General features: G+C 67.6%; 10 protein-coding genes. 3 read left to right on the top strand and 7 right to left on the bottom strand.

The features are described from left to right. Window positions 1-41: 41 nt before the first annotated feature. Together N7I30_RS05720 and N7I30_RS05715 are read right to left on the bottom strand one after the other, a co-directional pair. On the bottom strand, window positions 42-746 hold the full coding sequence (locus N7I30_RS05720; RefSeq protein ID WP_498637354.1) for a thermonuclease family protein: 705 nt from the start codon (window positions 744-746) through the stop codon (window positions 42-44). A gap of 64 nt (window positions 747-810) precedes the next feature. After that, complete coding sequence (locus N7I30_RS05715) at window positions 811-1,458, bottom strand: LexA family transcriptional regulator (RefSeq protein ID WP_024349106.1); 648 nt, start codon at window positions 1,456-1,458, stop codon at window positions 811-813. A gap of 243 nt (window positions 1,459-1,701) precedes the next feature. Between N7I30_RS05715 and N7I30_RS05710 the strand changes: the two genes are divergently transcribed. Beyond that, window positions 1,702-2,766 (top strand): YihY/virulence factor BrkB family protein, encoded by a 1,065-nt coding sequence (locus N7I30_RS05710; RefSeq protein ID WP_498637351.1) that lies wholly within the window; start codon window positions 1,702-1,704, stop codon window positions 2,764-2,766. A 56-nt stretch (window positions 2,767-2,822) separates the two neighbouring features. After that, window positions 2,823-4,202: an L-serine ammonia-lyase gene (locus tag N7I30_RS05705; protein ID WP_498637349.1), complete on the top strand. Its 1,380-nt coding sequence runs from the start codon at window positions 2,823-2,825 to the stop codon at window positions 4,200-4,202. Between the two features lie 57 nt (window positions 4,203-4,259). On the opposite strand, the gene N7I30_RS05700 is transcribed toward N7I30_RS05705, so the two are convergent. After that, window positions 4,260-5,255, bottom strand: coding sequence for an SH3 domain-containing protein (locus N7I30_RS05700; protein ID WP_498637348.1), 996 nt, complete (start codon window positions 5,253-5,255; stop codon window positions 4,260-4,262). A 262-nt stretch (window positions 5,256-5,517) separates the two neighbouring features. Then, window positions 5,518-7,725 (bottom strand): FAD-dependent oxidoreductase, encoded by a 2,208-nt coding sequence (locus tag N7I30_RS05695; RefSeq protein WP_498637345.1) that lies wholly within the window; start codon window positions 7,723-7,725, stop codon window positions 5,518-5,520. Window positions 7,726-7,875: 150 nt separating this feature from the next. Here N7I30_RS05695 and N7I30_RS05690 point away from each other — a divergent pair, with 150 nt between their 5' ends. Beyond that, complete coding sequence (locus N7I30_RS05690) at window positions 7,876-8,655, top strand: EAL domain-containing protein (protein ID WP_498637343.1); 780 nt, start codon at window positions 7,876-7,878, stop codon at window positions 8,653-8,655. 24 nt (window positions 8,656-8,679) lie between these two features. Here the strand turns inward: N7I30_RS05690 and N7I30_RS05685 are convergent, their stop codons facing one another. The 3 genes from N7I30_RS05685 to N7I30_RS05675 form a co-directional block, all read right to left on the bottom strand. After that, window positions 8,680-9,888, bottom strand: coding sequence for an acetyl-CoA C-acetyltransferase (locus N7I30_RS05685; protein ID WP_491390492.1), 1,209 nt, complete (start codon window positions 9,886-9,888; stop codon window positions 8,680-8,682). 210 nt (window positions 9,889-10,098) lie between these two features. Then, a complete protein-coding gene (locus N7I30_RS05680; RefSeq protein ID WP_498637341.1) occupies window positions 10,099-11,895 on the bottom strand; it encodes an acyl-CoA dehydrogenase C-terminal domain-containing protein in 1,797 nt (598 codons plus the stop codon). A gap of 260 nt (window positions 11,896-12,155) precedes the next feature. Then, window positions 12,156-12,626 carry a MerR family transcriptional regulator gene (locus tag N7I30_RS05675; RefSeq protein WP_040325166.1) on the bottom strand — a complete coding sequence of 157 codons (471 nt, stop codon included), beginning with the start codon at window positions 12,624-12,626 and terminating at the stop codon, window positions 12,156-12,158. Window positions 12,627-12,632: the final 6 nt, after the last annotated feature.

Raw genomic sequence — 12,632 nt, 5'->3', positions numbered from 1 at the left:
GTCCCCACGCGAACAGACCGGTGGCGGGTGTTCGCCGCCGTCTATCGCCAGATGCCGCGCTTCTCGCGCCGGGCTTCGGCCTCGGCGTCCTGATAGGGGCCGTCGGGCGCCGCCTCGGCCCAGCCATTGCGCACGATCCATGCCCCGACATCGTCGCCGCGCAGCGTGCAGGCGCTGGTGACCGTCTCGTCGCGGTCGCCGAAATCCTCCGGGACCTCGCAGCGGATCGAGCGCGAGCGCAGGTAATTGCGCAGCTCGGTGCGCGCCCGCATGCCGCAGGGCCAGGCATTCGCGCCCTCACCGCAACTGCGTTCCAACGGGAGCGACGCCATGCCGGGCAGGGCGATCGTGCCACGACCGATCGTCAGGTGGGCGGTGTCGCGCGCGATCGGGCGGGGCAACAGGATCTGCCGGGTTTCGGCGTTTTCGGGCTCGGCAGCCTGCTGCGGCGACGGGTCGGGCGCGCGCGGCGGCAGGCGGCGGAGCGGGCCGTCCGTCGCCGGCCCGCTGGTGATGCCGTCGGGCGTGACGTTCCGGCCGAGGCGGGGCGCAAGGCCGTCGTCGCTCGGGGTGCGTGCCGGCTCGGGCGCTCCGGGGGCGGAGGGCGCTGCCGGCTCGGCCGATTGCTCCCCCACCGGCCGGACAATACGGGCCGGCTCCTCCAGTTCGTCGGGGGACGGCAACAGCGAGAAGAGGAGAGCGGCCAGCGCCGCAAGGCCGAGGGCGACGAGCAGCGTGCGGATCACGCGCCGACGGCCGCCGATACCGCGCAGGGCCGGCTCGTCCCGCCGCCGGGACGCCGCCGCAGGATCACTGGCTGGCCCACAGGATGCGCGCCATCCATTCCACCTCGTCCATCTGGAACTGGCGGTCGGGGAAATCCGGATTGGTGGAGGCCAGCTCGATGGTGCGGCTGGTCTGACGCTGCAGGATCTTGGCCATCACCTCGCCTTCGCGGGTGCGCACCACGACCCGGTCGCCGCGCCGGACGGCGGCAGCCGGCGAGACGATGAGAATGTCGCCATCGCGGTAGAGCGGCATCATCGACTGGCCCGATACCTCGAGGGCATAGACCGTCTCGTCGCCGGTCGAGGGCAGGGCGATCTCGTCCCAGCCCTGGCCAGCCGGAAATCCGGAATCGTCGAAGAAGCCGCCACCGCCGGCCTCGGCAAAGCCGAGCAACGGCACGCTCATGGCGGGGCTGGGCGAGCGGGGACCGCCCGGCGTTTCGCCGCGCATCAGCGCCGCGAATTCCTCGATGCTGGTGTCGGTCGCGGCGATGACCTTGGCGATGGATTCGGTCGAGGGCCAGCGCGGGCGCCCATCGCTGGCATTGCGCTTGGACTTGTTGAAGGTCGTCGGATCGAGACCGGCGCGCCGGGCAAGGCCGGAGGGCGACATCCGGTGACGGGTCGCCAGGGCGTCGATCGCCAGCCATATCCGGTCATGGGAAAACATCGTGTGCGAAGCCCGGTCTGCGTCAGAGGAATAAATACCTCTGACCGGTCTTAAAGCGCCATCGTGCCGCTGTCCATATCGTAGCGTCAAATTCTTCGGTGGCGGCCAGGCCTGCCTTTGCGCAGTAGTGCGCCGCTGGGCAGCGGCCATGGTTGGTGCCATATGCTCTTCCAGCCTTATGGACGGGGCTGCCGACGCGCGGCGTATTGCGGCGGCATGCGATGGCAGGAACGGAATGACGGCATGGATCTGAAGTTCGCGGCGCATACCAGCGAGGAAACCCGGCGCCGGGCCAGCGAGCCGGGGCGCGGCCGCAGCGCCGGCGGACCGATGTCGATCCCGTGGAAGGGGTGGAAGGACATCTGCCTGCGCATCTACGCCTCGTTCTTCGACGATCGCGTCATGCTGATCGCCGCCGGCGCGACCTTCTACCTGCTGCTGGCGCTGTTTCCGGCCTTCGCCGTCTTCGTCTCGCTTTATGGCTTCGTCGCCGACCCGGTCTCGATCGGCGAGCATATCGCCTTCATCGGCCAGTTCCTGCCGACGGCCGGCACCGAGCTCCTGGAATCGCAGCTGGCGCGGCTGGTGACCCAGGATTCCTCGTCGCTGTCGCTGGGCTTCGTCAGCGGCCTGCTGTTTGCGCTGTGGAGCGCCAATAACGGCATCAAGACCCTGTTCGAGGCGATGAACGTCGCCTATGGCGAGCGCGAGCAGCGCAGCTTCTTCAAGCTGAACCTCGTCGCCTTCTGCTTCACCCTCGGCGCCATCTTCATCGGCATCGTGCTGATCGTCACCGTCGGCGTCGTTCCGGTGGTCATGGCGGTCTTCGGCCTGCAGAGCTTTTCGGAAATCATGATCGCGGCGATGCGCTGGCCGGTGGTCTTCGGGCTGATCGTCGTCGCCATCGCGATGATCTATCGGTATGGCCCCAGCCGCCGGCGGGCCCGCTGGAAATGGGTGGTCTCCGGCGCGCTCCTGGCCGCCGTCGTCTGGCTGCTCGCCTCGCTCGGCTTCTCCTGGTACCTGCAGAACTTCGCCAATTACAACGCCATGTACGGCTCGCTCGGCGCCGTCATCGGCTTCATGATGTGGGTGTGGATTTCCTCGCTGATCTTCATCATCGGCGCCGAGATCAACGCCGAGATGGAGCACCAGACGGCGCACGACACGGTGAACGACCCGCCCAGGCCGATCGGCGAACGCGGCGCCCGGGTTGCCGACACGCTGGGCAAGAGTTCGCGGCGCGATCCCGCCCCCACGGCGGAGAAGCGCGGCCTGTTCCGGCGCAAGCACAAGCATCCCGCCTGACGGCTTGCATGGCCGGCCAAAGCAGTCTCTTTTTGCGAGGTTGAGGGGGAGGCCGCATGTCCATCAGCCTGTTCGAGCTGTTCAAGATCGGGATCGGGCCGTCGTCGTCCCACACGGTGGGGCCGATGTGGGCAGCGCGCCGCTTTCTCGACCGGCTCGACGATCGCGGCCTGAAGGGCGAGACGGCGCGGGTCGTCGTGCATCTCTATGGTTCGCTGGCGCTCACCGGCACCGGCCACGGCACCGACAAGGCGGTGATGCTCGGCCTGGCCGGCCTGCAGCCCGACACGCTCGATCCCGACGATGCCGAGGACCTGTTCGCCTATATCCGCGACAAGGGCGAGTTGCAGCTCGACCGCGGCCAGCGCGTGCCGTTTCGCGACGGCGAGGAACTGATCTTCCTGAAGCGCGAGCGGCTGCCGCACCATTCCAACGGCATACGCTTCACCGCCTTCGACGCGGCGGACCGGGAGATCGACCGGGCGGACTATTACTCCATCGGCGGCGGCTTCGTGATGTCGGCGGAAGACGCTGCCGGGGAGACGCCGGTGCTGACCAATGCCCGCGCGCCCTATGAATTCAGCTCCGGCGACGAGCTTCTGGCGCTGTGCGAGGCGCATGGCCTGTCGATCGGCGAGGCGGTGCTCGCCAACGAGGAGACCTGGCGCTCGCGGGCCGAGATCCGCGACGGCATTCTGGGCATTCGCGATGCCATGCTCGATTCCATCGAGCGCGGCTGCCGGATGGACGGCATCCTGCCGGGCGGGCTGAAGGTGCGGCGGCGGGCCAAGCAGCTTCACAACGAGCTTCTGCGGAAGCCGGAAAAGGCACTGCGCGATCCGCTGACGACGCTCGACTGGGTCAATCTCTACGCGCTGGCCGTGAACGAGGAGAACGCCGCCGGCGGCCGGGTCGTCACCGCGCCGACCAACGGGGCAGCCGGCGTCATCCCGGCGGTGCTGGCCTATTACGAGCGCTTCGTGCACGGCGCGACGGACGACGGCGTCGTCACCTTCATGGCGACATCCGCCGCGATCGGCGCGCTCTACAAGCAGAACGCCTCGATCTCGGCGGCCGAGATGGGCTGCCAGGGCGAGGTGGGCGTTGCCTGCTCGATGGCGGCGGCCGGTCTTTGCGCGGTCCTGGGCGGGACGCCGCGGCAGGTGGAGAACGCCGCCGAGATCGCCATGGAGCACAATCTCGGCCTGACCTGCGACCCGATCGGCGGGCTCGTGCAGATCCCCTGCATCGAGCGCAACACGATGGGGGCGGTGAAGGCGATCAACGCTGCGCGCCTCGCCCTGAAGGGCGACGGCACGCATTTCGTCTCGCTGGACAATGTTATCGAGACGATGCGCCAGACCGGTAACGACATGAGCGAGAAGTACAAGGAAACCGCAATGGGCGGGCTCGCCGTCAACGTCACCATCTGCTGAGGCCGGGACAGCATCGCGGGCGGTCGCCATGCCCGTGACCGGGCATGGGCTGGCCTATCAGCCGCGCTGGTCGACGAAATCGCGGAAGACGAAGCCGCGCTGGCCATTCGCCGAGACCTCGCACCAGGAGGTGCAGGCGATGACGGTGACCGCCATGCCCTTTTCCAGGACGGCGACGATAGTCGCGTTGTTCTCGGGCTTGGCCCGCATGTTGACGCTGGCCGTGACGATGCCGCCCGGGCCGTCCTCAGGCTGTGCGGCCGCGAGCTCTTCCTGCGCGGGGGCGCTGTCGACAGGGACCGCGGGGGCGGTGCCGCGCAGGGCTTCCTCGACGGTGAGGGGGGCGGAATCGGTCGACGGCGGCGTCTGCGCGGTCGGGACCTGCGGCACGATCGGCCCGAGCGGCGCGACGGTGTCCAGATCGATCGCGCCGGGGCGTGGCGGCTCGATGCTGTCGGCGTCGGCAATGATCGGGCCGACGCTGCCGGTCGTGCTCAGATAATCGGGATTCTCGACGGCTGCGATAAGTTGGGCCGCATCCGGCGGCAGGCGCAGATTGAGTGCCGCGGCCACGGCCGCCTCGCTCATGGCCGGGGGGCGGGCGACGGTTTCGGGCATCGCGGCGATGGCGGGGCGCAGGCGACTGCCGGTCTCTGCCGAGGCGACCCGTTCGGCCACCGGCGCCATGGCATCGGCCATGCGCCGGGCGATGGCCGCGTCGTCGGATGCCGCGGGCGTCGACTGTGCGACCTGCGGGGCGTTGCCAGCCGGAGTGCTCGTGCGCAGGAGCGTCGGCGTCAGCGCGGCGACGATGGCCACCGAGGCGATCGTCGCCAGGATATAGGCGGTGATGGGCCGCCGCCGCAGGCGGGTGAAGAAACCGGGCGGGCGGCCGCGGTTCGGCAGCCGTCCGCTCGGCTGCCTGCCCTGGACCAGACGGTCGACCCAGCCGGTATCGGCCTGCCGGCGATCGTAATCCGAACGACGCTCGACGAGGCGTCTGCGGATCGCCTCCTCGCTCGGCCGATGTCGATTGCGCGGCCCCCTCGTCATCCTGCTTCTCCTCGTCGGCCGCGTGCCGCGCCGGGCGCCGATGGCAGCTCCGGGGCGCGCCTGCCGCAAATTTCCGCGCGCCATGGCTGGCGCGTCGGTGCGAACGTCCCTCGTCTTGTCTTAAAGCTTTAAATTATGGCCGTTCGGCGTTGCAAACCGTTTCGTCACTGAATGAAAAGCATTCGCCGTTTGCGGGCAAGAAAAAGGGGGAGAACCGGTTCCGGTCCTCCCCCATGTCTGGCTGGCCTTGCAGGAAGCCGGATCAAGCGGCTTCGGCCTTCGAACCTTCCGGCGGGAAGCGCCCGTAGAAGGTTTCGCCGGTCTTGGCCATCTCGCGCAGCAGCGGCGTCGGCTCGAAGCGCTCGCCATGCTTGGCGGCCAGTTTCTCGCAGAGCGCGACGAAGGCCTTGGTGCCCATGCCGTCGATGTAGCTGATCGTGCCGCCGGTATAGGGCGCGTAGCCGAAGCCGAGGATCGAGCCGACATCGGCCTCGCGCGGGTCGACGACGACGCCTTCCTCCATGGTGCGCGCCGCTTCCAGCGCCATGGTGGCGAGGAAGCGTTGCTTGAGCTCCTCGAAGTCGATCTGGTCGGCCGGCTGCTGCTCGAACATGTCCTTCAGGCCGGGCCACAGCGACTTCTTGGCGGGCTTGGCCGGATAGTTGTAGAAGCCCTTGCCCGCCTTGCGGCCGAGCCGGCCATCGCCGTTCATCTGCTCGACCAGCTTGAAGTGGCGCGGATCAACCGAATCCTCGCCCATGTCGCGCATGGTCGCCTTCATGATCTTCAGCGACAGATCGACCGCGGTCTCGTCGTTGAGGGCGAGCGGGCCGACCGGCATGCCGGCGAACTTGGCGGCATTCTCGATCATCGCCGGCGGCACGCCCTCGACCAGCATGTCGTAGGCTTCCGACATGTAGCGGAGCACGCAGCGATTGGCGAAGAAGCCGCGGGTGTCGTTGACGACGATCGGCGTCTTCCTGATCGCCCGCACGAAGTCCAGCGCGACGGCCAGGGCCTTGTCGCCGGTCTTCTCGCCGAGGATCACCTCGGTCAGCATCATCCGGTCGACCGGCGAGAAGAAATGGATGCCGATGAAGCGCTCCTGGTCCTCGAAGGCCTCGGCCAGGCTGGTGATCGGGATGGTGGAGGTGTTGGAGGCGTAGATCGCGTCCTTGCGCAGGACGGCGGCGACCTTCTTCGTCACCTCGGCCTTCACGTCGCGGTCCTCGAAGACCGCCTCGACGACGAGGTCGGCATTCTTCAGGGCGTCGTAGTCCGGCGTGGCGGTGATCTTCGCCAGCACGGCCTCGGCCTGTTCCTTGGTGGCGCGGCCCTTGGAGACGAGGCCTTCCATCAGCTTGCGCGAATGCGCCTTGCCCTTGTCGGCGGCCTCCTGGTCGCGGTCGATGAGGACGACGTCGAGGCCGCCCTGGGCCGCGACATAGGCGATGCCGGCGCCCATGAAGCCGGCGCCGACGATGCCGACCGTCTTCAGATCGCTGGCCGGCACGTTCTTCGGCCGGCGCGCGCCCTTGTTGAGCTCCTGCATGGAGACGAAGAGCGAGCGGATCATCATCGCCGCCTCGGTCGTCTGCAGGACCTCGGTGAAGTAGCGCTGCTCGATGGTCAGCGCGGTGTCCATGGGGACGAGAAGGCCCTCATAGACGCATTTCACGATGGCGCGGGCACCGGGATAATTGTCGTTGGTCTCCTTGCGGTAGAGCGAGGCGACTGCCGGCCAGACCTGCGCACCCTGCGGCGAGTAGACCGGGCCGGAGGGCAGCTTGAAGCCCTTCTGGTCCCACGGCTTCACCGCCGAGAGGCCCGACTTCAGCATCTCCTTGGCCGTGGCGACGAGCTCGTCCTGCGACACGACCGCGTCGATCAGCTTCATGCCCTTGGCCTTGTCGGCGGTCAGGGTGGAGCCCTTGAGCAGCATCTGCAGCGCGCTCTGGGTGTCGGTCAGGCGCGGTACGCGCTGGGTGCCGCCGGCGCCGGGGAAGATGCCGACCTTGACCTCGGGCAGGCCCATCTTGGCGCTGGTGGCGGCGACACGGCCGTGGCAGGCCAGCGCCAGCTCGAAGCCGCCGCCCATGCAGGTGCCGTTGATGGCGGCGACGAAGGGCTTGCCGCAGGTTTCCAGCTTGCGCCAGATCCAGGACATGCGGCCGGCACCGTCGAAGAGCTCGCGGATCGCCTCGTCGGGGTTGTCGCGCTTCTTCGCCTCGAAGCTCTCGAACATGCCGGACAACATCTTCAGGTCGGCGCCGCCGGTGAAGGAGCCGGTCTTGCCGGAGGTGATGACGACGCCCTTGACCGCCGCGTCGGCGACCATCTCGTCGACCATGGCGTCGAACTCACCCATGACCTCCTGGGTGAAGACGTTCATCGAGCGACCGGGCATGTCCCAGGTGACGAGGGCCAGGCCGTCGCCGTCGATCTCGATGGTGAAGTTCTCGCTGTTCATCAATTCGCTCCCAGATCGGACGCTTGCCGTCTATCATTTTCCATGTCCCGCCAAGGCGTTGCCACCGGCAGGGGTGTGAAACTTTCAGGGTTGTTAAACCACTCGACCCTTACAATGCGGGCCTTCATACGCACCGACGAGTTGCTGCCCATGTCCGAAACCGCCTGCCCCGGCTGCCAGACTTCCCGCCCGCTGGACTTCCAGTTCTCCATGGCCTTCCAGCCCATCCTCGACATCGCGTCGGAGCGGGTCTGGGGCTACGAGGCCCTGGTGCGGGGCCTCAACGGGGAGGGCGCCTACAGCATCCTGTCGCAGGTCTCGGCCGACCAGAAATACCGCTTCGACCAGGCCTGCCGGGTGAAGGCGATCTCGCTGGCGTCGCAGCTGTTCCCCACCGGGGAACTGCCGCATCTGTCGATCAACTTCCTGCCCAACGCCGTCTACGAGCCGTCCGCCTGCCTGCGCGCGACCCTTGCGGCCGCCCGCAAGAGCAGCTTCCCGCTGACCTCGATCATGTTCGAGTTCACCGAGAGCGAGCAGATGACCGATGTCGCGCATCTGCAGAACATCATCGCCGAGTACCGCAAGATGGGCTTCATCACGGCCCTCGACGATTTCGGCGCCGGCTATGCCGGACTGGGCCTCCTCGCAGACTTCCAGCCCGACCTGATCAAGATCGACATGCATCTCGTGCGCGGCATCGACACCAGCCGCGCCCGCCAGGCGATCCTCGCCGCGACCCTCTTCGTCGCCCGCGAGCTCGACATCACGGTGCTGGCCGAGGGCGTCGAGACGGCGGCGGAGTTCGCGGCGCTGAAGGCGGCGGGCGTTACCCTGTTCCAGGGCTACTACTTCGCCAAGCCGGCCTTCGAGACGCTGCCGGCGCTCGCGGTGCATCCGCATGAGATCGGTGTCCAGCACGTCGCCTGACCCCAGCCCCGGCAGCATGTCGCCTCAGACCCGCTCGATGATCGTGGCGGTGCCCATGCCGGCACCGATGCACAGGGTGACCAGCGCGGTCTGCTTGCCCTGACGCTCGAGCTCGTCGAGCACCGTGCCGAAGATCATCGCGCCGGTGGCGCCGAGCGGATGGCCCATGGCGATGGCGCCGCCATTCACGTTGATCTTGTCGTGGTCGATGTCGAAGGCCTGCATGTAGCGCAGGACGACGGCAGCGAAGGCCTCGTTCAGCTCGAACAGGTCGATGTCGCCGATGGTCATGCCGGCGCGCTTCAGGAGCTTTTCCGTCACGTCGACCGGGCCGGTCAGCATCAGCGCCGGATCGGAGCCGATATTGGCAAAGGCCTTGATGCGGGCGCGCGGCTTGACGCCGAGGGCCTCGCCGCCGGCCTTGGAGCCGAGCAGGACGGCGCCGGCGCCATCGACGATGCCGGAGGAATTGCCGGCGTGATGGACGTGGTTGACCGCCTCGATCTCGGGATGGGCCTGGATGCCGACGGCGTCGTAGCCGCCCATCTCGCCATGCATGGCGAAGGAGGCGTTGAGGCTGCCGAGCGACTGCATGTCGGTGGACGGGCGCATGTGCTCGTCACGGTCGAGGATGGTCAGGCCGTTCTGGTCCTTGACCGGAACGACGGACTTGGCGAAGCGGCCGTCCTCCCACGCCTTGCCGGCGCGCTTCTGGCTCTCGACGGCATAGGCGTCGACGTCGTCGCGCGAGAAGCCGTATTTGGTGGCGATCAGATCGGCCGAGACGCCCTGCGGCATGAAATAGGACGGGATGCCCACGGACGGATCCATGATCCAGGCACCGCCGGACATGCCCATGCCGACCCGCGACATGGATTCCACGCCGCCGGCGATGACGATGTCCTCGGCGCCCTGGGCGATCTTGGCGGCGCCGAGATTCACCGCGTCGAGACCGGAGGCGCAGAAGCGCGAGATCTGCATGCCGGGGGCAGCAAAGTCGTAGCCGGCCTCGAAGGCACTGGCGCGCGGGATCACCGAGCCGGCCTCGCCGACCGGATCGACGCAGCCGAAGATGATGTCGTCGACGGTGCGGGTGTCGATGCCATTGCGGTCGCGCAGAGCTTCCAGAACCTTGGCGCCGAGGCGCACGGCAGGCACCTCATGCAGCGCGCCGTCCTTCTTGCCGCGGCCGCGGGGCGTGCGGACGTGATCGTAGATATAGGCTTCGGTCATTGATGTTCCTCCGTGTTCCGCGCGCCCAGGCCGCCTGCGGGCGGCGCGCCGTATGCCGCGATGAATTCCTCATGGACCCGGCCGTTTGTGGCCGGGACGGCCCGTCGCGAAGGCGCGACGGGTGCAGTGTCCGGTCGCCTCCGACATGGCCACCCGGCAGCGCCAAGGCAATGGCCGCCGCTGCCGGACGCCCTCCCGGGCGGTCGCCGCCTAGAAGGCGTCGGCGTCCATCGCCATCATGGAATCGGCGCCGGTGGAGATGCGCGCCAGATGGGCGGCGCTCTCCGGCATCACCCGCTCCATGTAGAAGCGCGCGGTCAGGAGCTTCTTCTCCATGAACTCCGAACGACCATTGGCGCCGGCGGCGATCTTCTCCTGGGCGACCTTGGCCATGCGGCCCCACATGTAACCCATGGCGACGAGGCCGAAGAGGTGCATGTAGTCGGTCGAGGCGGCGCCGGCATTGTCGGGCTTGGCCATGGCGTTCTGCATCAGCCACATGGTGGCCTGCTGCAGGTCGTTCAGGCCCTTCTTCAGCGCCTTGGTGAAGGGCGCCATCGCCTCGTTGGCGCGGTTCTCCTCGCAGAACTGGCCGACCTCGGCGAAGAAGGACTGCACCGCCCGGCCACCGTTGAGGCCGAGCTTGCGGCCGACGAGGTCGAGCGCCTGGATGCCGTTGGCGCCCTCGTAGATCTGGGCGATGCGGGCGTCGCGAACGAACTGCTCCATGCCCCATTCGCCGATATAGCCGTGGCCGCCATAGACCTGCTGGGCCATCACCGCGTTGTCGAAGCCCTTGTCGGTCAGGACACCCTTGATGACCGGGGTCATCAGGCCCATCCAGTCGTCGGCGGCCTGGCGCTCCTTCTCTTCCTCGGCGCGATGCGACAGGTCGCCCTTCAGCGCGGTCCACAGGACCAGCGCCCGGCCGGCCTCGTTGATCGACCGGATGGTCATCAGGATGCGGCGGATGTCCGGATGGACGATGATCGGGTCGGCCTTCTTCTCCGGTGCCTTTGCGCCGGAGAGCGAGCGGCCCTGGATGCGTTCGCGGGCATAGGTGACGGCGTTCTGGTAGGCGACTTCCGAAATCGCCAGGCCCTGGACGCCGACGCCGAGCCGCGCCTCGTTCATCATCGTGAACATGGCGCGCAGGCCCTTGTCGGCCTCGCCGATGAGGTAGCCGGTCGCGTCGTCGTAGTTCATGACGCAGGTGGCGTTGCCGTGGATGCCCATCTTCTCTTCGAGCGAGCCGCAGACGACGCCGTTGCGCGCGCCCGGATTGCCGTCGGCGTCGAGGACGAATTTCGGCACGATGAAGAGCGAGATGCCTTTCACGCCCTCCGGCGCGCCCTCGATGCGGGCGAGGACCAGATGGACGATGTTGTCGGCCATGTCGTGTTCGCCGGCGGAGATGAAGATCTTCTGGCCGGAGATGCGGTAGCTGCCGTCATCCTGCGGCACCGCCTTGGTGCGCAAGAGGCCGAGATCGGTGCCGCAATGCGGCTCCGTCAGGTTCATGGTGCCGGTCCACGAGCCCTCGATCATCTTCGGCAGGTAGGTCTGCTTCTGCTCGTTCGAGCCGTGAACCGAGATCGCGGCGATCGCGCCGGCGGTCAGGCCCGGATACATGGCGAAGGCCATGTTGGCCGAGGACATGTACTCCGACACGGCGGTGGCGAGCGTGTGCGGCAGGCCCTGGCCGCCATATTCGGGATCGAAGGGCAGGCTGCCCCAGCCGCCTTCGCGGAAGGTGTCGTAGGCGGCCTTGAAGCCCTGGGGCGTCGTCACCGAACCGTCGGCGGCGCGGGTGCAGCCCTCGAGGTCGCCGACCCGGTTCAGCGGCTGCAGCACTTCGCTGGCGACGCGGCCGGCCTCGCCGAGGATCGCTTCGACGACGTCGGGCGACGCGTCCGCGAAACCGGGAAGATTGTTGTAGCGGTCGAAGCCGAGCAGGTCGTTCAGGACGAACAGCGTGTCTTCGGTGGGGGCCTGGTAGGTCGGCATGCGATTCCTCCGTCTCGAGCGTCGGCAGCTTATCGCTAACTTTGACGTAAACGTCAACGGCCGATCGGCATGGATGGACCCCCATGATGTCGCATGGGCGGATGACACATCGATGTCGCAGGGTGGATATGGAGAGGGAGAAGGGGACGCGCGGCGTGCGCGAAGCCGGGGTCAGGGCGGATACGGCGGCGCGAAGCGCGGCGGCGGCCTGACCGGGCCGGGAAGTGGCGGGCGCATCGTCAGACGCGCCCGCCGGACAATCAGTCGGTGACTTCGCTCAGCCGGGCACGGACGTAGTTGATCGAGACGTCCATGGCGTGGATCGAATCCTCGATCTCGCGCTTCTGGTCCTGCAGGATCTCCTGCTGCTCCTCGAAGCGCTCCAGCACGACCTCGAGCTGTTTCCGCTTGCCGTTGGGCTGATGATAGATCTCGATCATCTGCTTGGCTTCGGTCAGCGAGAAGCCCAGCGTCTTGGCGAGCAGGATCAGCCGCAGCCGGGTCCGGTCGTGACGGCTGTAGAGGCGCGTGGTGCCGCGGCGCTCGGGCGCCAGAAGACCGCGATCCTCGTAGAAGCGGAGGGTGCGCAGGGTGACGCCGAATTCCTTCGACAGGTCGCCGATCTTGAACAACTCCTTATCGGTCGCCGCCTGATCGTCGAGGTTGAGCAGAAAGCCGATGTCGATCGACGTCGTGTCGTCTTCGCGTTCGGCGAGCTTCAGATTGGTCATGTCTTG

The sequence above is a fragment of the Aurantimonas litoralis genome (assembly GCF_026153195.1).
In the GTDB taxonomy this organism is placed as follows: Bacteria; Pseudomonadota; Alphaproteobacteria; order Rhizobiales; family Rhizobiaceae; genus Aurantimonas; species Aurantimonas coralicida.
The sequence above is the reverse complement of the archived record's forward strand: the minus strand, read 5'-3'. Positions and strand labels throughout refer to the sequence as shown.